Origin of the sequence: Nonomuraea glycinis, assembly GCF_035920485.1 — a bacterium.
GTDB lineage: Bacteria > Actinomycetota > Actinomycetes > Streptosporangiales > Streptosporangiaceae > Nonomuraea > Nonomuraea glycinis.
Genome location: NZ_CP109166.1, coordinates 1,323,384 through 1,344,781 on the forward strand (window position 1 = coordinate 1,323,384; position 21,398 = coordinate 1,344,781).

The 21,398-nt window shown below is 70.1% G+C and carries 22 protein-coding genes and 1 tRNA gene; 7 read left to right on the top strand and 16 right to left on the bottom strand.

From position 1 onward, the window contains the following. Nucleotides 1-36 precede the first annotated feature (36 nt). From OHA68_RS06080 to OHA68_RS06090, 3 genes are read left to right on the top strand one after another with little or no spacing between them, the layout of a single operon-like run. Nucleotides 37-363: a PadR family transcriptional regulator gene (locus tag OHA68_RS06080; RefSeq protein ID WP_189141924.1), complete on the top strand. Its 327-nt coding sequence runs from the start codon at nucleotides 37-39 to the stop codon at nucleotides 361-363. Beyond that, nucleotides 363-1,067 (top strand): hypothetical protein, encoded by a 705-nt coding sequence (locus OHA68_RS06085; protein ID WP_327106709.1) that lies wholly within the window; start codon nucleotides 363-365, stop codon nucleotides 1,065-1,067. The genes OHA68_RS06080 and OHA68_RS06085 overlap by 1 nt, the downstream gene beginning before the upstream one ends. Continuing rightward, nucleotides 1,064-1,294, top strand: a complete 231-nt coding sequence (locus OHA68_RS06090) for a hypothetical protein (protein WP_189141926.1) — start codon at nucleotides 1,064-1,066, stop codon at nucleotides 1,292-1,294. The genes OHA68_RS06085 and OHA68_RS06090 overlap by 4 nt, the downstream gene beginning before the upstream one ends. Nucleotides 1,295-1,321: 27 nt before the next feature. On the opposite strand, the gene OHA68_RS06095 is transcribed toward OHA68_RS06090, so the two are convergent. Further along, nucleotides 1,322-2,464 carry a cystathionine gamma-synthase gene (locus OHA68_RS06095; protein ID WP_189141927.1) on the bottom strand — a complete coding sequence of 381 codons (1,143 nt, stop codon included), beginning with the start codon at nucleotides 2,462-2,464 and terminating at the stop codon, nucleotides 1,322-1,324. 117 nt (nucleotides 2,465-2,581) lie between these two features. Beyond that, nucleotides 2,582-2,782 (bottom strand): hypothetical protein, encoded by a 201-nt coding sequence (locus tag OHA68_RS06100; protein WP_189141928.1) that lies wholly within the window; start codon nucleotides 2,780-2,782, stop codon nucleotides 2,582-2,584. 136 nt (nucleotides 2,783-2,918) lie between these two features. Between OHA68_RS06100 and OHA68_RS06105 the strand changes: the two genes are divergently transcribed. After that, nucleotides 2,919-4,058 (top strand): sensor histidine kinase, encoded by a 1,140-nt coding sequence (locus tag OHA68_RS06105; protein WP_327106710.1) that lies wholly within the window; start codon nucleotides 2,919-2,921, stop codon nucleotides 4,056-4,058. A 63-nt stretch (nucleotides 4,059-4,121) separates the two neighbouring features. On the opposite strand, the gene OHA68_RS06110 is transcribed toward OHA68_RS06105, so the two are convergent. Further along, a complete protein-coding gene (locus OHA68_RS06110; RefSeq protein WP_327106711.1) occupies nucleotides 4,122-5,492 on the bottom strand; it encodes a cystathionine beta-synthase in 1,371 nt (456 codons plus the stop codon). 124 nt (nucleotides 5,493-5,616) lie between these two features. Here OHA68_RS06110 and OHA68_RS06115 point away from each other — a divergent pair, with 124 nt between their 5' ends. The 3 genes from OHA68_RS06115 to OHA68_RS06125 all read left to right on the top strand — a co-directional run bounded on the left by OHA68_RS06115 (nucleotide 5,617) and on the right by OHA68_RS06125 (nucleotide 9,310). Next, nucleotides 5,617-6,600 carry an SGNH/GDSL hydrolase family protein gene (locus OHA68_RS06115; RefSeq protein WP_327106712.1) on the top strand — a complete coding sequence of 328 codons (984 nt, stop codon included), beginning with the start codon at nucleotides 5,617-5,619 and terminating at the stop codon, nucleotides 6,598-6,600. Between the two features lie 61 nt (nucleotides 6,601-6,661). Beyond that, nucleotides 6,662-8,002 carry an outer membrane protein assembly factor BamB family protein gene (locus OHA68_RS06120; RefSeq protein ID WP_327106713.1) on the top strand — a complete coding sequence of 447 codons (1,341 nt, stop codon included), beginning with the start codon at nucleotides 6,662-6,664 and terminating at the stop codon, nucleotides 8,000-8,002. Between the two features lie 90 nt (nucleotides 8,003-8,092). Continuing rightward, complete coding sequence (locus OHA68_RS06125) at nucleotides 8,093-9,310, top strand: acetyl-CoA C-acetyltransferase (protein WP_327106714.1); 1,218 nt, start codon at nucleotides 8,093-8,095, stop codon at nucleotides 9,308-9,310. Nucleotides 9,311-9,477: 167 nt separating this feature from the next. Here the strand turns inward: OHA68_RS06125 and OHA68_RS06130 are convergent, their stop codons facing one another. The 13 genes from OHA68_RS06130 to OHA68_RS06190 form a co-directional block, all read right to left on the bottom strand. Next, nucleotides 9,478-9,711 (bottom strand): DUF4287 domain-containing protein, encoded by a 234-nt coding sequence (locus tag OHA68_RS06130; protein WP_189141934.1) that lies wholly within the window; start codon nucleotides 9,709-9,711, stop codon nucleotides 9,478-9,480. Nucleotides 9,712-9,875: 164 nt separating this feature from the next. Next, nucleotides 9,876-10,664 (bottom strand): Bax inhibitor-1/YccA family protein, encoded by a 789-nt coding sequence (locus tag OHA68_RS06135; RefSeq protein WP_327106715.1) that lies wholly within the window; start codon nucleotides 10,662-10,664, stop codon nucleotides 9,876-9,878. Between the two features lie 171 nt (nucleotides 10,665-10,835). Next, a tRNA-Leu gene (locus tag OHA68_RS06140) sits at nucleotides 10,836-10,908 on the bottom strand. Nucleotides 10,909-10,957: 49 nt separating this feature from the next. Next, a complete protein-coding gene (locus tag OHA68_RS06145) occupies nucleotides 10,958-11,482 on the bottom strand; it encodes a peptide deformylase (RefSeq protein WP_327106716.1) in 525 nt (174 codons plus the stop codon). Between the two features lie 85 nt (nucleotides 11,483-11,567). Next, nucleotides 11,568-12,050, bottom strand: a complete 483-nt coding sequence (locus OHA68_RS06150; protein WP_407674426.1) for a glycine cleavage system protein R — start codon at nucleotides 12,048-12,050, stop codon at nucleotides 11,568-11,570. Nucleotides 12,051-12,162: 112 nt separating this feature from the next. Further along, on the bottom strand, nucleotides 12,163-13,479 hold the full coding sequence (locus tag OHA68_RS06155; RefSeq protein WP_189141938.1) for an NAD(P)/FAD-dependent oxidoreductase: 1,317 nt from the start codon (nucleotides 13,477-13,479) through the stop codon (nucleotides 12,163-12,165). Nucleotides 13,480-13,571: 92 nt separating this feature from the next. Beyond that, on the bottom strand, nucleotides 13,572-14,366 hold the full coding sequence (locus OHA68_RS06160) for a uracil-DNA glycosylase (RefSeq protein WP_327106718.1): 795 nt from the start codon (nucleotides 14,364-14,366) through the stop codon (nucleotides 13,572-13,574). A 200-nt stretch (nucleotides 14,367-14,566) separates the two neighbouring features. Further along, complete coding sequence (locus OHA68_RS06165) at nucleotides 14,567-15,754, bottom strand: hypothetical protein (protein WP_327106719.1); 1,188 nt, start codon at nucleotides 15,752-15,754, stop codon at nucleotides 14,567-14,569. A gap of 180 nt (nucleotides 15,755-15,934) precedes the next feature. Then, nucleotides 15,935-16,879: a Ppx/GppA phosphatase family protein gene (locus OHA68_RS06170; protein ID WP_189141941.1), complete on the bottom strand. Its 945-nt coding sequence runs from the start codon at nucleotides 16,877-16,879 to the stop codon at nucleotides 15,935-15,937. Further along, entirely contained in the window at nucleotides 16,870-17,358 is a 489-nt protein-coding gene (locus OHA68_RS06175; RefSeq protein WP_189141942.1) for a DUF501 domain-containing protein, read from the bottom strand. The genes OHA68_RS06170 and OHA68_RS06175 overlap by 10 nt, the downstream gene beginning before the upstream one ends. Next, nucleotides 17,345-17,767, bottom strand: coding sequence for an FtsB family cell division protein (locus tag OHA68_RS06180; RefSeq protein ID WP_327106720.1), 423 nt, complete (start codon nucleotides 17,765-17,767; stop codon nucleotides 17,345-17,347). Before OHA68_RS06180 ends, OHA68_RS06175 begins: the two co-directional genes overlap by 14 nt. 82 nt (nucleotides 17,768-17,849) lie before the next feature. Further along, nucleotides 17,850-19,127, bottom strand: a complete 1,278-nt coding sequence (gene eno / locus OHA68_RS06185) for a phosphopyruvate hydratase (RefSeq protein ID WP_189141944.1) — start codon at nucleotides 19,125-19,127, stop codon at nucleotides 17,850-17,852. 53 nt (nucleotides 19,128-19,180) lie between these two features. After that, nucleotides 19,181-21,376, bottom strand: coding sequence for a serine/threonine-protein kinase (locus tag OHA68_RS06190; RefSeq protein ID WP_327106721.1), 2,196 nt, complete (start codon nucleotides 21,374-21,376; stop codon nucleotides 19,181-19,183). Between the last annotated feature and the right edge of the window lie 22 nt (nucleotides 21,377-21,398).

A 21,398-nucleotide genomic window follows, 5' to 3' on the forward strand; every position in this document is an offset into this window, starting at 1 on the left:
TCGACATATGTAGCCTACATAGGTAGTTTCCCAATCATGAAGCTAACCGGGCCCCTGGCACGGGTGCTGGCGGCCTTCCTGGCAGATCCCACGGAACAACGCTACGGCTACGACTTGATGAAGGCCGCCCGGCTGGCCAGCGGCACGCTCTATCCCATGCTCGCCAGACTCATGGACGAGGGGCTGGTGACCGCCGAGTGGGAGTCGCAGCCGGCCGACGAGGCGGGACGGCCGCCGCGAAAGTATTACCGTCTGACCGGGGACGGCATTCGCATCGCCCGGGAGGAGCTGGCCCGGGCATCCCTGGACGCCACCGGTAGCGGCTTCCAGCCGTCCAGGCCCTCCCCGCAAGGGGCGGCGTGATGGCACCACTCCATCCCCGTACGTTAAGGCAGGCCAAGCGCCTCATCCGCAGCGCCTGCCTCAAGCTGCCGATCGACATCGCGCCGAGCTACTACCGGGAGTGGACGGCGGAGCTGCCGGCCATCCTGGAGGATCACGAGGTCCGGAGCCCTTCGATACGCATGCTCCGGGCGCTCACCTTCGCGCTCGACCAGCACCGAAGCGTGCGCAAGCTGGCTCCCCAGGGCAGCCGCAGGCGTAGCTCGCGAAGCCTGCTCATCGGCCTGACCGCCATCGCCTTCGTCCTCGGCACCGTCGGCGGCGTGGGCGCGGGCGTCATCACCGTCCTCGCCACGGGCGCGGGCTTCGCCGTCGGCGTCTTCATCGGCATGGTGGTCAAATCGGCTGCCGTGGGCCTGGTGGCGTCGGTGCTGCTCGGGATCGCCGGCGGCCTCTACTTCGGCGGCGCCGGCAAGGTGGTCATCGGCGAGCTGCTCGACACGACCACCGACGACACCGTCGTCCGTGCGGCCCTGGGTGGCACGCTGACCGGCGCCGCGGCGGTCTGCGCCCTGGTGATGACCCTGGCGCACGGGCCGGTCGGCCTGATCTCGCTGTGCATCTGCGCCGGCGGCATCGTGCCGGCCATCAGGCGGCTGGCCATGGCCTACCGCACCACCTACACCAGCCACTACAAGGTCATGCCCGTTGAAGAGGACACATGATGAGCAGCGCACTGTTGTCGGGCGTGCCGTGGTGGGGCTACCTCATCGGCGGCGTTGCCTGGCTTCTGGCCTACATATGTAGGCAACTGGTCCTGCTCCGTCTGGCCTCGAAGGCCCTGGACAAGGCCGATGCCAAGCACATCCCGGCCATCATGACGGTGCTCTATCGCGGACGCAGGTCAGCGGCAGCCGACGACCCACGTCCGCCCGTCAAGCCGGCGAAGTGACGGGCGGACGCGTTCGGGCGCCGTGGACTACCGGGCGAGTGCCCGCGTCAGGTCGGCGAGCAGGTCGTCGATCGTCTCGATGCCGACCGACAGGCGCACCAGGTCACCGGGAACCTCCAGCGGCGAGCCCGCCGCGGAGGCGTGCGTCATCCTGCCCGGATGTTCGATGAGCGACTCGACGCCGCCGAGTGACTCGCCGAGGGTGAACAGCTTGGTCCGGTTGCACACCTCGACCGCCTCGTCCTCGCCGCCGGCCACCCGGAACGACACCATGCCGCCGAACCTCTTCATCTGCTTGGCGGCCACCTCGTGGCCGGCGTGCTCGCCGAGCCCCGGGTAGAGCACCTGGGTCACTCTCGGGTGCGCCAGCAGCAGGTCGACGACGCGTTCGGCGTTGTCGCAGTGACGGTCCATGCGTACGCCGAGCGTCTTGAGCCCGCGCAGCGTCAGCCACGCGTCGAACGGCCCCGCGACCGCGCCCATCGCGTTCTGGTGGTAGGCGAGCTCCTCGCCGAGCCCCCGGTCGGCCGCGACGAGCGCGCCGCCGACCACGTCGGAGTGGCCGCCGACGTACTTGGTCGTCGAGTGCACGACGACGTCCGCGCCCAGCGCCAGCGGCTGCTGGAGGTACGGCGAGGCGAAGGTGTTGTCGACGACCAGCAGCGAGCCGTTGTCATGGGCGAGCTGGGCCAGCGCCGCGATGTCGGCGATGCCGAGCAGCGGGTTGGTGGGCGTCTCCACCCAAATGATCTTCGTCTTCTGGGTCAGCGCCGACGCCACCGCGTCCAGGTCGCCGAGCGGCACCGGGTCGTAGTGCAGGCCCCAGCGCTGGTGCACCTTGGCGAACAGCCGGTAGGTGCCGCCGTAGGCGTCGTTCGGGATGACGATGTGGTCTTGCGGCGCGCAGACCGTGCGGAGCAGGGCGTCCTCGGCGGCCAGCCCGGAGGCGAACGCGAGTCCGCGCGCCCCGCCCTCCACCGCCGCCAGCGCCTCTTCGAGCGCCGTCCGCGTGGGATTGGCCGAGCGACTGTACTCATATCCGGAACGCAGACCGCCCACACCGTCCTGCTTGTAGGTGGAGGTCGCATATATCGGCGGCACGACCGCGCCGGTCACAGGATCAGGCTCCTGACCTGCGTGGATCGCCAGGGTTTCGAAACCGTTGGTCATACCGCCACCGTAACTGACGTGGCCCGCACTCCGTTCCCCAACGGAGTGCGGGCCGCGCCGGGGCACCATCCCCCGCGATGCCCCCGCAGCTCACGCGCCATACCGCGCGAGCCGGCCTCAGGCGGCGGTGGCCCCCCGGCGGTCATCGGCCCTGCCGTGCAGTCGTACGACCTTCGCCTCGCGCACCCTGATGTGCCGCCCGCTGGCCCCCTCCGCGGGTTCCCCGTTGATGCGCGAGAGCAGCACCGGGTCGGTCAGCGCCAGCAGCACCCCGATGACCAGTCCGACACCCAGCAGTACGAATCCGATGACCATCATCGTCGCCCCCTTCCGGCCTATCCAGGATCGGCCCGGGGCTCCTGTCTCCGCCTCGGCTGAAGAGCCGGTCCCGGTCCGCCGTGCTCGGCCGAATGGCCGATCCGACCTATAGGACTTGCGGCTTAGGCTCGGAGCCGTGCGGGACTCCAAACGCGTCGCCTACTGGATCCGCCGGCTGAGCGAGATCGCCATGTTCGGCTGGCTCGGCCTGATGCTCCTGGCCGACCTGACCGTCGCTGCCAGCTCCCCTCCGCTCCAGTTCATGGTGTTCGCCTGTGGGATCGCCGGGATCGTGGCCATGGCCCTGCGCCGCCGCTACCGGGTGGAGAGCTTCGCCATCCTGGCCGGCCTCTCCATGCTCACCTCGGTGGTCATGACGAGCACCGGCACCACCGGCATTCCGGGCGCGGCGGAGACGGGGGCCCTGCTCGTCCTCGTCCTCGGCGTGATCAGGCACGTGGAGCCGGTCCGAACGGCGGCGATCCTCGCCTGCGCCGGCCTCATCGTGCTGATGGCCGAAGCCTTCGCCCGCGCCGAGAGCGTCGAAGCCCTCGCCTTCGCGTTCCTGCTGTTCGCCGCCTGGTCGACGATCGCCGGCGTCGGCGGCTACCTCCGCTTCCAGCAGGAGCGCCGCAACGAGGCGGTCCGTTCCGTACGGCGCACCGAGCGACTGGAGCTGGCCAGGGAGCTGCACGACCTGGTCGCCCACCACATCACCGGCATCGTCGTACAGGCCCAGGCCGCCCGCACCGTCGCCCAGACCAGCCCGACGGCCGTGGTGCCCGCGCTCGACGCCATCGCCACGGCCGGCAGCGAGGCGCTCACCTCGATGCGCCGGATGGTCACCGTGCTGAGAGCCGACGAGGCGTCCCGCAGCCCCGGCACCTCGCTCGCCGACCTGCGGCTGCTCACCGACCGGTTCTCCGCGGAGGGCCCGAAGGTGGCGTTCGAGATCGGCCAGGGCATCGACGGCCGGACGCTCGCCCCCGAGGTGCTGACAACCCTGCACCGGGTGCTGCTGGAGGCGCTCACCAACGTGCGCAAGCACGCGCCGCGCGCCGGCTGGGTGGAAGCCGACCTGCGGCGCTACGACGCCACCGTGGTCCTGCGGGTACGCAACTTCGACTCGGCCTCGGACCCCAGGGTCGCCCGCTTAGGCGGCGGTTTCGGTCTCGTGGGCATGGCGGAGCGGGTCGAGGCGCTCGGCGGCCACCTCGACGCCGGGCTCACCCCCGAAGGCGCCTGGGAGATCCGCGCCGAATTCCCCCTCCACTGACCGCGAGGGGGGACGCTTTCTGCACTGACTCCCCCGCCCCGGGCCGGGCGGGGGACATCACCGTTAGTGGTCGGCCAGGAACGCGAGCAGGTCCTGGCGGGTGAGCAGGCCGGCGGGCTTGCCGTCTTCGAGCACCACCGCGGCGTCCGCCGACTTCAGCGCCTCGACCGCCATCGCCACCGGCTCGCCACTGCCGATCATGGGCAGCGGCGCGGACATGTGCTGCGAGACCAGGTCGTCGGAGGTGAGCTTGCCGTGGTAGAGGGCGTCGAGCAGGTCGCGCTCGACGATCGAGCCGACCACCTCGGCCGCCATCACCGGCGGCTCCTCGTTCATCACCGGAAGCTGGGACACCGAGTATTCGCGCATGGTGGCGATGGCCGTGCCCACCGACTCGTGCGGGTGCGCGTGCACGAAGTTGGGCAGGCTCTCCCCCTTGCGGGCGAGCACGTCGCGGACCAGGCCCTCATCCGAGGAGGTGGTCAGGAAGCCGTAGTCGGCCATCCAGTCGTCATTGAAGATCTTGGACAGGTAGCCGCGGCCGCCGTCGGGCAGCAGCACCACGACCACGGCGTCCGGTCCGGCCGTGGCCGCCACCTGGAGCGCCGCCACCACGGCCATCCCGCAGGAGCCGCCGACGAGCAGCGCCTCCTCGCGGGCCAGCTTGCGGGTCATGTTGAAGGAGTCCTTGTCGGACACCGCGATGATCTCGTCGCAGATCTTGGTGTCGTACGTGGCCGGCCAGATGTCCTCGCCGACCCCCTCCACGAGGTACGGCCTGCCGGAGCCGCCCGAGTAGACGGAGCCCTCCGGGTCAGCGCCGATGATCTTCACGCTGCCGCCGGAGACCTCCTTGAGGTAACGGCCGGTGCCGCTGATCGTGCCGCCGGTGCCGATGCCCGCGACGAAGTGGGTGATCCTGCCCTCGGTCTGCTCCCAGATCTCCGGCCCGGTGGAGTGGTAGTGGGAGTCGGGGTTGTTGACGTTGGAGTATTGGTCCGGCTTCCAGGCGTTGGGGATCTCGCGGGCCAGCCGGTCGGAGACCGAGTAATAGGACTCCGGGTGCTCGGGCGCGACGGCGCTCGGGCAGACCACCACCTCCGCGCCGTACGCGCGCAGCACCGAGATCTTGTCCTGGGCGACCTTGTCCGGCACCACGAACAGGCACCGGTAGCCCCTCTGCTGAGCCACGATGGCCAGGCCGACGCCGGTGTTGCCGGATGTCGGCTCGACGATGACGCCACCGGGCCGCAGTTCGCCCGAGGCCTCGGCGGCGTCGATCATGCGGACGGCGATGCGGTCCTTGACCGACCCGCCGGGGTTGAAGTACTCGACTTTGGCGAGCACCTGGACCGGCAATCCCGCCGAAACCTTGTGCAACCGGACGAGTGGGGTGTTGCCCATCAACTCGACCAGGGAATCATAAACGCGCACCGAGGTGTTCACCTTCTTTGCCAAAGCTTTGTCAGCAGATCAGAGGCCGAGATCCCGTGCAGGTGGCAGGCCCTCGGCTAGTTTCATGCAAACGCTACCGCCGTGTTCGGCTAGGAGGGCACACGTGGTCTGGGCAGCGGGTACCGCACGCGCGGCGCGACGCATCGCCACGGCCGCCGCGCTGGGTGGCGGCGGCCTCACGGCGCTCGGCGCCACCGCCTACGGACTGCTGATCGCCGAGAGCCTGCTGGCGAGGAAGACCATCGGGCGCCCGCACGGCTTGGACGGCCCGCCGGCCGACGGCGACTACGGGGACTACCCTGGTACGCCCATCAAACTGGCCATGCTGGGCGATTCCACCTCTATCGGGCTCGGCATGACAGATGCCGCCAAGACTCCGGCGGTCATGCTCGCCCACGGGCTGGCCGCGGTCGCCGAGCGCCCGGTACGGCTCTGCGTCGTCGGCAAGTCGGGGGCGCCCTCCGCCGAGCTGGACGAGCAGGTGGACGCCGCGCTGGCGATGGAGCCGGACGTGGCCGTGCTCTTCGTCGGCGCCAACGACGTCATCACCGCGACTTCGCCCGCCACCGCCGTCCGGCATCTGAGCAAAGCGGTCCGGCGGCTGCGGGAGGCGGGCGCCGAGGTGATCGTCGGCACCTGCCCCGACCTGGGCACGGTCCGGCCGCTCGCCCAGCCGCTGCGCTGGGTGGCCCGGCGCTGGAGCCGCCAGATCGCCGCCGCGCAGACGGTCGCGGTGGTCGACGCGGGCGGCCGCACGGTGGCGTTCGCCGACCTTCTGGGACCGGAATTCCACACAAACCCGGGCGAAATGTTCGGACCGGATCGTTTCCATCCATCTGCCCGAGGTTACGCACAGGCCGCTTACGCGGTGCTACCGTCGGTGTGCGCTGCGTTGGCGTTGTGGCCCGAGCCGCGACCCGCGCGCGGCGAAGGACTGCAACCGATCTACCTCGCGGCGGCGACAGCCGCGGAGGAGCCCGGCACCGAGGTGTCCGCGACCCGGGTCGCCGGGCGGACCAGCGGCACCCACGGAAAGTGGGCGACGTTGTTCCGCCGGCGACTCGGGGAGGGGCTCAACGACGCCTGAAACCGGTCACCCTCCGCGCTGGAGCCGTCACTCGTGTTCCCCAGTTTGGAGTGAATTGCCCGTGCTCCGGCCTCTCGCGAAACCGGCTCTCGCACTCGCCGGGACCTTGGCCCTGGCCGGCTGTTCCAACAGCGACGCAGCCACCGCCACCTATCCGACCTGGCACAACACCGAGATCAACGCCGTCAGCCGGATGGCTGCGGCCGGCGGAGTGGTGACCGCCACCGCCATGAAGCCCGACGGCGCACTTGAGACCATCTCGCTCGACCTCGCCAACGGCAAGAAACTCTGGGCCCGCCCCGCCACCATGGCGGGCCGCCTGCCCGGCATGGGCGTCTCGGCCCCCGCCCTCGTCGAGACGGCCAAGGGATCGACGATCGTCGCCCTCGACCCGGCCACGAAGGGCCGCTGGAACGCCACCCTCGTCGCCCGCGAGGCCCGCACCGGCAAGCAGAAGTGGACCAGGCCGATCCATTCGACCTTCGGCCCTCAGCGCTGCGGCCCGTACGTCTGCCTGTCGGAGCACACCGCCACGGCGGGCGCCCGCGTGGTCGTGCTCGACCCGGACACCGGCGCGCTCAAGTGGAAGCTGCCCGGCATCGCCGAGGTCGAGTGGTCCGACCGCGAACGGGTCCTGATGCTGCGCCTGGCCAAGAACCCGATGATCGAGTCCTACGACCTCAAGACCGGCAAGCTCCAATGGCAGCAGCCCATCGAGCAGGCGCTCGGCCCCGGCATCGACATGTCCGGCGGCTGGGCCTTCGGCGCCACCGGCGACGACCTCATCGGTTACGTCGCCCCGTACACCAACCCGAAGACCAAGAAGGTCTCCACCTTCGGCCTGTTCTCCGTCAAGATCGGCGACGGCACGATCAACTGGATGCGCCCCTCGGTGGTGCGCGTCTACCCCAGCGGCAGCCCCGGCTTCGCCCCCGTCGTCCGCCCGGTCGACCGGCAGGGCGCCTACGGCGGCTTCGCCAGGCTCGACTCCGGGACCGGCCGCGTGGTGGGTCAGATCACCGCCGCCGACGTCCCCGGCTCCGGCTGGTGGCTCGCCTTCCCCAACCGCATGGACAAGCTCGGCTTCCTCAAGCACGACCACCAGGGCAGCACCTTCGACCTCGCCACCGGCAAGCCGGTGCCGGTCGAGGAGCAGCGGGGATGGTCCTTCTGCGTGACCGACCCCAAGCCTCTCCCCCTGCGCGGCCAGGCCCCCGGCTTCTACTCCACCGCGGCCCTGTGCGAGTACGACCTCGCCACCGGCAAGCGGATCGCCGACGCCGCCGCCCCACCGTCGTGGTTCACCGGCAGCCAGCTCGGCTGGCGGCTGTGGCGCGACGAGAAGGGCGGGGTGCACGCCACCAACGACCGCACCGCCACCGCCCCCGGCATGTACGGCTGACGCCCCGCTACTGAAAAACCATCGCGCGGATGTCATGACAGAAGGGATATCGGAATATAGTTCTAGTGCTGTGCTGACAAAGGAGGGGCCATGCCCGAGGCAGTCATCGTCGCAACCGCCCGCTCGCCCATTGGGCGGGCAGGCAAGGGGTCGCTCAAGGAGATCCGCCCCGACGACCTGACCGTGCAGATGATCCAGGCGGCGCTGGCCAAGGTGCCCCAGCTGGATCCGCACACGATCGACGATCTCATGCTGGGCTGCGGCCTGCCCGGCGGCGAGCAGGGCTTCAACATGGCCCGCGTGGTGGCGGTGATGCTGGGCCTCGACGACGTGCCCGGCACCACGATCACCCGCTACTGCTCCTCGTCGCTACAGACCACCAGGATGGCGTTCCACGCGATCAAGGCGGGCGAGGGCGACGTGTTCGTGTCGGCCGGGGTGGAGACGGTGTCCCGGCTGGCCAAGGGCAGCTCCGACAGCTGGCCCGACACCATGAACCCGGTCTTCGGCGAGGCCATGACCAGGACCAAGACGGCCGGGCAGGGCGGCCACAACTGGCACGACCCGCGCGAGGACGACACGGTGCCCGACATCTACATCGCGATGGGCCAGACGGCCGAGAACCTCGCCCAGCTCAAGGGCGTCAGCCGCGAGGAGCAGGACGAGTTCGGCGTACGCTCACAGAATCTGGCCGAGAAGGCGCTGGCCGACGGCTTCTGGCAGAAGGACATCACCCCGGTCACGCTGCCCGACGGCACCGTGGTCAGCAAGGACGACGGGCCACGGGCCGGCACCACCTACGAGAAGGTGTCCGCGCTCAAGCCCGTCTTCCGCCCCGACGGCACCGTGACGGCGGGCAACTGCTGCGCGCTCAACGACGGCGCCGCCGCGGTCGTCATCATGAGCGATGTGAAGGCCGCGGAGCTGGGCATCACTCCGCTGGCCCGGATCGTCTCGACCGGCGTCACCGGCCTGTCGCCCGAGATCATGGGCCTCGGCCCGGTCGGCGCGAGCCGGCAGGCGCTGTCCCGCGCCGGGATGGCGATCGAGGACATCGACCTCGTGGAGATCAACGAGGCGTTCGCCGCCCAGGTCATCCCGTCCTACCAGGACCTCGGCATCGACCTCGACCGCCTCAACGTCAACGGGGGCGCCATCGCGGTCGGCCACCCGTTCGGCATGACAGGCGCCCGCATCACCTCCACCCTGATCAACAGCCTGCAGCACCACGACAAGAGCATCGGGCTGGAGACGATGTGCGTGGGCGGTGGCCAGGGCATGGCGATGATCCTGGAGCGCCTGAGCTGACCGGCGCACCGGCCCCGCCGCACGTACGGTCATCCGTGGCGGCCGGGGCCGGTGCTGCTGTACGTGGGGGCCGACTCTTCCGTACGTGACGGTCATCTGCGGCGGTCGGCCGGTAGTCATGGCGCTGCGCCCGTGCCGGGCGACACGGGCGCAGGACGGCCGTGGGCTTAGATGAAGCCCATGCGGTTACGGCGGAACCGCTCGTGTTCGTGCACGATCGCGGCCGCGTACCCGTGGGTCAGGCCGTGCTCGTCGGCGAGCCAGTTGGCCCGCTCGTCACACCTCAGGAAGGATGGACCGTTGTCGATGGCTAGGAACCACTCGGGGAGTTCGCGTCCCGTTATGGTCGGGACCCTTGCGATGAGCTTCGTCTGCGTCTCCATTGAGTGGTTCAAGGACATGGGCACCTCCGCGGAATAAGGTCCTTTGCTTGACCCTGCAACACCGCTTGCCGAATGACAAGGCCCCAAGCTGTGATCATTTCGTTATGCAGGTAAATTTCCACTAGCACAGCGAGAGGGCCCCGCCAAGTGTGGCGGGGCCCTCTCGTCGTCGTGCTGCGGGATCAGTCGCTACTGGTGAAGTAGCTGAGCAGGCGGAGCACCTCGAGGTAGATCCAGACGAGGCTCAGGGTGAGCCCGAAGGCGCACTGCCAGGCGAACTTGGCCGGGGCGCCCTGCTTGACGCCCTGCTCGATCGAGTCGAAGTCGAGGAGCAGGAAGAAGCAGCCGAGCAGGATCATCGCGGCGCTGAACACGATGGCGAGCGTGCCCCCGTCGCGAAGGCCGAGCCCGCCGGGGACGAAGATGCCGGCCACCAGGTTGATGACGATCAGGCCGAGCGCCGCGATGGCCGCCGCGATGACGTATTTGACCAGCTTCGGGGTGACGCGGACGATCCTCAGGGTGTAGACGGCCAGCACGCCGCCGAACGCCATGGCGGTGCCGAGGACCGCCTGGAGCACGATGCCGCTGATCTGGCCCTCGAACAGGCTGCTGATGGTGCCCAGGAAGACGCCTTCGAAGGCGGCGTAGCCCAGGATCAGAGCCGGGTTGCTGCTCTGCGTGAAGGACACGATCAAACCGAGGATCAGCGCCACGATGGCGGCGCCGATGGCCACACCGGGGGACACATCGAGATACCAGGCGGCGGCCGCGGCCACGACCAGGGTGCCCAGCGTCATGAAGCTGCGGACGACGACGTCGTCCAGCGTCATGGCCCGGAAGGCGGGCTGGGTCGGCGGGGCGTAGGAAGGGGCGTCGTACATGTTCCGCAGTTGGTCGGGGGTCGGAGACGGGGCGCCCCAGCCCGCCGACTGCCGTGACCTACTGAAAACGGGGTTTCTGCTCTGCATCGCTGCCTCCTGTGCGCCGAGCCTATGGGACCGGACGGCACCTAGGTCAACTCGCACTCATGATCTATGTGGTTTCGAGACTCCAAGCAGGTGGTCAACGAACGTGCCCGCCGGGAAGTTCCCAAGGTCAACGGGGCCAATTCGAGAGCATTTCCGATGGTAGATGGTCGGTGCCCCCGGCGGGATTCGAACCCGCACCGCAACCCTTTTAAGGGGTTTGCCTCTGCCATTGGGCTACGGGGGCGCCGCAATCATACGAAACGGACCATGCTTCCGAGGAGCACAACTTCGTATCAGGCGTCACAACTGTGAAGTCTGCGATGAAGTGATAGGGCTCCAGACACTCTGTCCAGGAAGAGTACGCCGTCCAGATGGTCCAGTTGGTGCTGAATACACCGAGCTTCGAAAGCATCTGCTTCGATGGTGACGGGCTTCCCGGTTCCTGGCAAACGCCCATCCAGCGTGATACGGGACGCTCGGCGTACATCTGCCATAAGCCCCGCCACGGACGTGCAGCTCTCGCGGCCGCAGTGCCAGCGGGAGGCCTCCGTGAGGCGAGGATTGACCACGACGAGCTCTCCGGCCCAGGAGCGGCTCCGGGGGTGGCGACCGGCGTCAAAGGCGATGAGACGCCAGCTCAGCCCGATCTGGGGGGCTGCCAGGCCGGTTCTCGCCGGTTCGGCGCGGAGGGTGGCCACGAGATCGGCCGCGGCGGCCACCACCTCGGGAGCCGTCGGGTCCACCCGCTCGGCCGGGGTGGACAGGACGGGGTCGGGGGCGCCCAGCACCTGACGGACCGTCCCTGGCGGGCCGTTCACCGGGCGTTCCCGACGCTGGGGGGAGCTGGACGGTCGGGCACGTCGATCCTCCTGACGGTGTCGGTGACACGGTCCCCCGGTGGGCTCAGAGCACGTCCAGCTCGACCGGGCGAAAGGTGATCTCGGAGTCGAGCCCGGTGCCGACGGCCGCCAGCCTGCGCATGAGCGCGGCCACGTCGACGTTCTCGGGCAGCTCGACGTCGGCGATGAGGACGTACAGGCGGCCGGTGAGGCGGGTGCTCATGCCGGTGATGTTGCCGCCGTCGGCGGCGAGCACGGCGCTGATGCCGGAGATGATGCCCGGCCGGTCGGGGCCGTGGACGGTCAGCACGTAGCCGAGGCCGTCGCTGTGCCCGCGGAAGTGGCGGTGGACCTGCACGGCGGAGGCCGTCACCACCAGATCGGGGGCGCAGAGCTGCTTCATCAGCTCGTCGGGGCTCAAATCACCCGAGACCAGCAGCATCATCGCCACATGGCCGCCGAGCAACGTCATCGTCGAGTCCTGGATGTTGGCCCCGCAGTCGGCGAGCGAACCGGTGACCGCGGCGATCACACCCGGCCTGTCCACGCCTAGCACGGTCACCGCTGATAGCCCCACCGGTGGATCCCCTTCCGATCGGTTCGGTGGGTGCCGAAAGCGCCCCGGCGTGAGCGATCGCCGGGGCGCTGCACGCGAGGGGCTAGCGACGCATCGTCTTGACCGCGGCCCTGAATCCTTCGCGAGGGTGCTCCATCTCGCCGAGCGAGATGGTCTCCCGCTTGAAGAACAGAGCCAGGGTCCAGTCGACGACGACGCGAACCTTGCGGTTCAGCGTCGGCACCCGCGACAGATGGTAGGTGCGGTGCATGAACCATGCAGGGAATCCGCGAAGCTTGACCCCGTAGACGTTGGCGACGCCTTGGTGCAGGCCGAGACCGGCGACCGACCCGACATACTTGTGGCGGTAATCGACCAGTTCCTGCCCGCGCAGGTACCGGATGATGTTGTCGGCCAGCACCTTGGCCTGGCGGACCGCGTGCTGGGCGTTGGGCGCGCAGTATTGGCCCGGGTTGGTCACGTCGGGCACCCCTGCCGCGTCACCGGCGGCGAAGGCGTCGCGGGTGCCCGCGAGGGTGAGCTTGGTCGTGGCCTTGAGCCGGCCGCGCTCGTCGAGCGGCAGGTCGCTGTCGGCGACGACCGGGCTGGGCTTGACGCCCGCGGTCCACACCAGCGTCTCGGCCTCGAACTCCGAGCCGTCGGAGAGCACCACATGGCCGCCCTCGCACGACTCCAGCCGGGTGTTCAGCTTGACGTCGATGCCGCGCTCGCGCAGCTGCTCCAGCGTCCACTTGCCCATCTCCGGCCCCACCTCGGGCAGCACCCGGTCGGTGGCCTCGACCAGCACCCAGCGGACGTCGGCCGGCGTGAGGTTGCGGTAGTAGCGCGTGGAGTCCTTGGCCATGTCCTCGAGCTCGGCCAGCGCCTCCACGCCGGCGAAGCCCGCGCCGACCACGACGAAGGTCAGCGCCCTGCGGCGCACCTCCAGGTCGTCGGTCGACTCGGCCACGTCCAGCAGGTGCAGCACGCGGTTGCGCAGCGCGATGGCCTCGCCCACGGTCTTGAAGCCGATGCCGATGTCGGTGAGACCGGGGATCGGCAGCGTACGGGAGATCGAGCCGGCCGCCATGACGATCACGTCGTAGGCGATGTCGCGCGCCGCGCCCTCCGCGGGCTGGAAGGTGACGGTGTGCCCCGCGTGGTTCACCTTGGTGACCAGACCGTTGAGAATCTGCACCTTGGGCAGGATCCGCCGGAGCGGGGCGACCAGATGCCGGGGCGACAGGTTGCCCGCGGCGGCCTCCGGCAGGAACGGCTGGTAGGTCATGTAGGACTGGGGGTCGATGATCGTGATGCGCACCTCGCCGCTGCGCAACTCCTTGGCGAGCTTGCGCTGCAGGCGCAGTGCTGTGTAGAGGCCGACGTAGCCGCCGCCGACGATCAAAATGTGCTGACTCATCCTGAGGCCCCATCCGAAAGGCTTGTGAAAGCTTTCACAAGCAGACTACGTCTCCGTCGGGCAAAAGGCCAATGCCGGGATGATGCAACGCGTCACACTGCCAGCTCCCCAGCTCTGGTGAAGACCTCGTCGAGCATCGCGGCGGTGACCCTGCCGGTGAAGGTGTTCTGCTGGCTGGGGTGGTAGCAGCTCAGCAGCGTGACCCTCGCCTCCCCGTGCCGTACCGGGACCTCTACCCCATGCCCGAACGGCGGCCTGCTACGCGGCAGGGCGTAGCCGGCGTCCTTGAGCGCCGGCCACATGGCCTGCCAGGCGTAGCCGCCCAGCGCCACGATCACCCGGACGGTGGGCGCGACCAGCGTGATCTCGCGTGCCATCCACGGCAGGCAGGTCGCCTTCTCCTCCGGGAGCGGCTTGTTGGCGGGCGGCGCGCAGCGCACCGACGCGAGCATCCTGGCGCCGATCAGGCGCTGCCCGTCGCCGGCGTACGTGCTGGTCTCCTGCGTGGCCAGACCGGTGCGGTGCAGCGAGGCGAACAGCCAGTCACCGCTGCGGTCGCCGGTGAAGATCCGCCCGGTCCTGTTGCCGCCGTGCGCGGCCGGGGCCAGCCCCACGATCAGGATGCGGGGACGTTCGTCGCCCCAGCCGGCGACGGGCCGGCCCCAGTAGGTCTCATCGGCGAATGCCCGCCGCTTGGCCACCGCCACGTCCTCGCGCCAGGTCACCAGGCGGGGGCAGGCCCGGCAGACCGACTGCCTGGCCGTGAGCTCCGCGAGGGAGTCGCTGCCGGCCGCGAGCCGGCGCACGTCCGCCGGGTCGTGCGCGATCGGGGTGTCGGCGGTCGCCGGATCGTCGGGCCAGCCGGTGCCGGGCGGAACGAAACTCATGACACCGATGGTGCCCGATCGGGGGAGCCGCCCGCGAAACTCATGACGCCGACGGTTCCCGATGAGGGAAGCCGCCGGACAGGGAAGACCGGGTGGCGCACGGGGCGCCACCCGGTCGGAAACCGCTCACCCCTGTCGTCAGGGGCTGCCGAAGCCGATCGACGTGACCTTGCCGGAGACGTCGATCAGCCGTGGCACATCTACTTGGTCGGCGCGTCGGAAGGAAGCCCGGACGCCGTGGGCGACGCAGAGGGAGTCGCCGACGGAGTCGCCGAAGCCGTGGTCACGGGCACCGGCTTGGCGCACGCCTCGTAGCGCTGCAGGATCGAGTCGCTGTTGTTCGGACCCTGCACCGACAGCATGATGGTGCCGCCGTCCCTCCCCGGACCCCTCAGCGCCTGCTTGGGCAGCGCGACGCTCTCGGAGCCACGGCCGTGGAAGAAGCTCTGGCCGCCGGAGACGGTCCGGCCGTTCAGCCTCCAGGTGTACTGGACGCGGGCGGAACCGGTGCTGTAGATGGTCGCGCTCGCACCGACCTCGCAGGCGTTCCGGTCGGTCGAGGTGGCCAGACCACTGGCGCCGACCTTCACCGACGGAACGGGGCGCGGGGTGTAGTCCTTGCACCAGACCTTGTAGTAGGCCCGGTTGGAGGTGGTGCGGTCAGGGCTGAGCACCTCGAGGACCGCCGAGCCGCGCTGGCTGTGGCGGGGCGAGACGCCGACACTGACGGTACGCGAGTCCCGGACTCTGATCTTGCCGTAGTCCGCGACCTCACCGTTGACGAGCCAGCGGTAGCGGACCCACGACGGACGGTCGACCGTGATCCTGCCGACGATGTCGATCTTCGTGCCGGGGGTGCAGGCGCCCGCGTAGTGAGCCGGGCTGGCCCAGGCTCGGGCCGAGACCCGCGCCTCGGGCTTCTTGGCGTCCAGCTTGAGGCAGGACACCGAGAAGTAGCTCTTCTTGGAGGTCGCCTTACGCGGGCTCAGCACCTGCAGGGCCTGCCAGCCCTTGAGCTCGTCACCGATGGTGGCGCGCTCGCTCACCGTGACGGACTTGGTGCGAGTGCCCTTGAAGGTGACGGTCTTGACCTTGCCCTTGGAACCGTCGCCGTGCAGCCAACGGTAGGCCACCGTCGTTCTCTTGCTGCCGGGCTTGACCTTGATCGTCGAAGTGAACTTCACGTCGACGGGACAGGAGCCCTGGTAGTCGCCGGTCGACACCTTGGGCTTGGAGACCGACACCTTGGCGCCGGTGGCGGGCTTGGCCGCCGGCCCGGCCGTGGCCGCCTGGGCGGGGCTGACCGCCAGGCCGGCCACCAGACCGGCGAGCATGGCGGTGGAGGCGCCGAACGCCGCCGCCTTCCGCGCTAACGCAGAGGACTTCATGACAGGAGTGCTCCGTTCCGTGGAGGGGAGGACGCACCCGGGAACGGTTGCCACGTCGACATCATCAGTGTCCGACAATATGGCAAAGCCCCCGCAATGCACGCGCTCACTAAAGCACAAAACGGATTGCATACTCAACACATCCCCCTAAGGGGATATGTCCCGATTTAGCCGCTTTTCTTAAGTTATAGACCAGGCAATTCCATCAAGAATGTCATGTTCACTGACTACTACCTGCGGAAACTCGAAGCGTCGCACAACGCGGTCAAGAATCAGGGAACCGACTCCGATCACGTCAATTCGTCCGGGATGCATGACCGGGACGGCCGCACGCTCACCATGGGTCATCGACAGCAGCCTGCGCGTCACCTCGTGCACCTGCTCGGCCGATATCCGGGAGTGATGGATGCGCTCCGGATCGTAGGCGGGCAGGTCGAGCGCGATGCCCGCGACCGTCGTCACCGAACCGGCCAGCCCCACCAGCGTGTGCGCCCGCCGTACGGGCACCTCGGCCTCCACCCGGTCGAGGGCCGCCTCGATGTCGGCCACCACGGCCTCCAGCGCCGTGGCCGAGGGCGGATCCCCGGCGGCGCGCAGATGCCGCTCGGTCAGCCGGACGCACCCGATGTCGACCGAGACGGCCGCCTCGGCGTGCGCGGAGCCGACCACGAACTCGGTCGAACCGCCGCCGATGTCCACGACGAGGTAGGGGGGCAGCGGTCCCTGCGGCACCTCCGTCTCCGGCGACAGCCGCACCAGGCCCCTGGTCGCGCCGGTGAACGACAGCTCGGCCTCCTCCGCCCCTGAGACCACCTCCGGCTCGACCCCGAAGATCGCCCGCACCCCGTCGGCGAACTCCTGCCGGTTGGCCGCGTCGCGGGTGGCGCTGGTCGCGACCACCCTGGTGACCGTCGCGCGGTGCTGGTCGATCAGCTTGCGGTAGCCGCGCATCGCGCCGAACGTCCGCTCCAGCGCCTCAGGCGCCAGCCGGCCGGTCTCATCGACCCCCTGACCCAGTCGTACGATCTCCATCCGCCGCTCGACCTCGGTCAGCGTGTCGTCCTCGACGTCGGCGACGAGCAGGCGCACCGAATTGGTGCCGCAGTCGATGGCCGCTACACGCATGGTCCGTCACTCCACCAGTCGGGGAGTGCGTCCAGCGCCTCCCGGCCGAACGGGTTGGCGCCCGGCACCGCCAGCTCGTGCGCGACGAGCGCGTGCAGGCACTTGACCCGCTTCGGCATGCCGCCGGTGCTCTGCATGTCGCGCGGGAGCGGCTCCAGGCCCGCCTCCTCGGCGACCTTGTCGCGCCTGGCGACATAGTCGTGGTGCGCGGCCTCGTAGTCCGCCGCCAGCTCGTCGTCGGTGGCCAGCCTGGCCTGCATCTCCCGCATCAGCCCCGAGCTCTCCAGGGTGCCGATCGCGGAGGCCGCCTTGGGGCAGGTCAGGTAGTAGAGGGTCGGGAAGGGCGAACCGTCCGCCAGCCGCGGCGCGGTCTCGACCACGTCCGGATTTCCGCACGGACAGCGGTGCGCCACGCCGCGCAGCCCTCTGGGCGGCCGCCCGAGCTGCCGCTCGACCGCCTCCACGTCACTGCTCTCCAACGCCTGCCTTCTCCTCTGCTCCCGCTCTGCGTCCCTTGCCGGTGTCGGCCGCCTCGACCGACTCCCACAGCGTCTGATACCACGGCGGGAGCGCGGCGGCCTGCTTCACGGCCGTCTCCCCCTTGCCCGGCGTCGCGTCCATCACCACGTAACACTTCTCGCCCGGCCCGCAGTAGTGCAGCCGCTCCTTGGCCGTGCGCTTGATCCAGTTGGGATCGCGGATCTGCTCGCTCTCGGCGACCAGCTTCTGCCGCTCCGCCTCGACCCTGGCCTTCTCCTCGCGGAGCTCGGCGATGTTGCGGCGCTGGGCGATGTATTCGCGCACGGGGTAGGCGAGACTCATCGCGATCGCGCAGACCACGATCGCGAGGATGGCGGCCCTGCCGGTCAGCTGCGGCCTCTTCGCCATGCTGAGCACCCCCCAATCCGTCGTACGGCTCCGGCGCGGCCCGCGGCCGGGCATGTCGCCCCGCCGCGGGCCGTACCCGAAACTAGCGCTGGAAACGCGGGAAAGCCCCGCGACCCGCGTAGCGTGCGGCGTCGTCGAGGATTTCCTCGATGCGCAGCAGCTGGTTGTACTTGGCGACCCGGTCGGACCGGGCCGGGGCGCCGGTCTTGATCTGCCCGCAGTTGACCGCGACGGCCAGGTCGGCGATCGTCGTGTCCTCGGTCTCGCCCGAGCGGTGGCTCATCATGCAGGTGTAGCCGCTGCGGTGGGCCAGGGCGACCGCGTCGAGCGTCTCCGACAGCGTGCCGATCTGGTTGACCTTGACCAGCAGGGAGTTGGCGGTGCCCTCCTTGATGCCGCGCGCCAGCCGCTCCGGGTTGGTCACGAACAGGTCGTCGCCGACGAGCTGGACCTTGCTGCCGAGCGCCTCGGTGATCGCGTGCCAGCCCTCCCAGTCGTTCTCGTCCAGCGGGTCCTCGATGGAGACCAGCGGGTAGTTGTCGACGAGGTCGGCGTAGAAGGCGATGAGCTCCTGGGCCGACAGGCCCTTGCCGTCGATGGTGTAGACGCCGTCCTTGTGGAACTCGGAGGCGGCCACGTCCAGCGCCAGGCCGATGTCCGTGCCGGGGGTGTAGCCGGCCCGCTCGATGGCGACCAGGATCAGGTCCAGCGCGTCGCGGTTGGAGGGCAGGTTGGGGGCGAAGCCGCCCTCGTCGCCCAGGCCGGTGGCGTAGCCCTTCTCCTTCAGCACGCCCTTGAGCGCGTGATAGACCTCGGTGCCCATGCGCACGGCCTCACGGAACGTCTCCGCCCCGATCGGCGCGATCATGAACTCCTGGATGTCGACGTTGGTGTCGGCGTGCGCGCCGCCGTTGAGGATGTTCATCATCGGCACGGGCAGCACGTGGGCGTTGGGACCGCCGACGTAACGGAAGAGCGGCAGGTCGGCGCTGTCGGCGGCGGCCTTGGCCACGGCCAGCGAGACGCCCAGGATGGCGTTGGCGCCGAGCTTGGCCTTGTTGGGCGTCCGGTCCAGGTCAATCATGATCTGGTCGACGATGCGCTGGTCCTCGGCCTCGACGCCGTGCACCTCGTCGAAGATCTCGTCGGTGATGGCCAGCACGGCCTTCTGCACGCCCTTGCCGCCGTAACGCGCGTCGCCGTCACGCAACTCGACGGCCTCGAACTGGCCGGTGGACGCGCCGCTGGGCACCGCCGCACGGCCGGTGCTGCCGTCGTCGAGAATCACCTCGACCTCAACCGTGGGGTTGCCCCGGGAGTCGAGGATCTCGCGAGCGTAAACGACCTCGATGGTAGCCACGGGATGCGCTCCTAATTCGAAAGGCAATATGCGTTCTGAGCCTATCGGTACGCTCACCGTCCACCCTGCACGGTCCACGCGCGCATCATGCCCCCGGCGGCAGCCACCACCGCCTGACGACCGCCGATCACCCCTGTGGCCAGGGCGGTGACCTGGTCCGGCACGGGCAGGGAGGCCAGCCGCGCGCAGGAGGCGGTGTCCCACATCTGCAGCACGGCACCGCCGCCCCCGAACAGCAGCCCACGGCCGGTCATTGCCAGCCTGGTCAGCTCCGGCGCGCTGACGGCGCACGTCCGCCGGCCCGTACGGTGGTCGAAGAGGTCGGCGCCCCGGCCGCGGACACCGACCGCCACCGGCTGCCCGGCGGCGGCGGCGATGGCCATCACCTCACCCGTGACCTCGCCCGTCACCTCGCCCGTCACCTCCTTGGCGCCGCCTCGCAACGGGGCCAGCCGCAGGCCGTTCCACCGAGAGCTGAAAGCCACCAGGTCCCCCTCCCCCGTCCAGGCGAGCTGGGAGACGGGCTCCTTCGAGGCACGCGACGGGCCGGCTCTCTCTCCGGTACGCAGGTCCCAGCCCTGCAGGCGGCCATCGGCGCAGCCGACGGCGACGACCGGGTCGTCCTGTCCCGGCACGACGGCCAGCACGGCGTCGCTGCCGCACACCTTGGCGGTCACCACCGCGGAGCCGGGCGCCCAGTGCGAGACGGATCCGTCCGCGCTGGACCAGGCGACCGAGGGAACCCCGCCGACCTGGACGAACTCCAGGGCTGTGACGCCCGAGGCGGCGGTCGACGACGGCGAGACGGCCAGCCGCTCGCCCGTGGCGGGGTCCCAGAGCTGGACGTTGCGCGCCTGGGGAGCGGCGGCGGCCACCACGGTCCTGCCGTCCAGCACGCCGATCGCCAGCGCGTCGACGAGCTTGCCGAGGCCGAACGGCCTGCCGTACTGCTCGGCCACGGCGGGGCCGCTCGCCACGGCCGCGTCGGTTGGAGGAGTGGGGGACGGAGGACTGACCGACCCACGCCACAGCAGGCCCACCGTCACCCCGCCGACCAGCGTGACCGCCACGGCCCCCGCCGCCTTGGCCCGCCGCCGGCGCACCGGGGAGGCGGACCGGGCAACCGGCCTACGCCACTCCCCGCCGTAGCGGACGTCATGCTCGCGCCGCTCACCGCCGTAGCGGACGTCATGCTCGCGCCGCTCACCGCTGTGCCGGACGTCGTGCTCGCGCGGCGCTCGCACGGATTCGGGCACGTCGCCGGTGGCGGGCCGCGCCCGCTGGAAGGGCTTGGGCACTTCGCCGGTCGCGGGCCGCCGCCGTTGGGGCGGCTTTGTGCGTACCGGCCGGATCTCGGCTCGTGCGCCCGTCGCGAGGCGGCGCGTGCGGGCGGGGCGGCGGGTCGCCGCGCCGGAGAGCCCGCCGCCGTACCGGCGCAGGCCCTCGTCGCCTTCCATGAGCGTGTGCAGGACGTCGGCGGCCGTCGGGCGGGCGGCGGGCCGCTTGTCCAGGCAGCCGGCCAGCAACGAGCGGAGCGGCTCGGCCACCTCCGGCAGGTCGGGCTCTTCGGTCAGGATGCGGTGCATGACCGCCGGAATCGACTCGCCGGCGAACAGGGCTCTGCCGGTGGCCGCGTACGCCATGGTGGAGGCCCAGCTGAACATGTCGGAGGCGGCGGTGGCCGCCTTCCCGGCGATCTGCTCGGGCGACATGTAGCCGGGCGTGCCGACCACGCTGCTGGCGGTGGTGCCCGCCTCCATGGCCTTGGCGATACCGAAGTCGATCACCCTCGGGCCGTCGGGGCTCAGCAGGATGTTGGCCGGTTTGAAGTCGCGGTGCACGATGCCCGCGCGGTGGATGGCGTTCAGCGCGGCGGCGGTGCCGACGGCCAGCCGTTCCAGCGCGCCGCCCGCCCTGGCGCCGTCCTTGGCCACCGCCTCGTGCAGCGAGGGGCCGGGGACGTACTCGCTCACGATGTACGGCCGGCCGGCCACGAGGCCGGAGCCGATCACCTTGGCCGTGCAGAAGGCGGCGACCTTCTCGGCCAGCTCGCATTCCTGGAGGAACCTGCGGGTCGCCCGCCGGTCGTCGAGCAGTCTGGCGTGCAGGATCTTGACGGCCACCTGCCGCCCGCCGTGATCCTCGCCGAGGTAGACCGATCCCTGCCCGCCGTCCCCCAGGCCGTGCAGGAGGCGGTAGCCCGCGACCTCGCGCAGCTCGCCATGGTGCAACTGGCGTAACCGAGACATCAGAGACCTCCCCCGTAGCGGG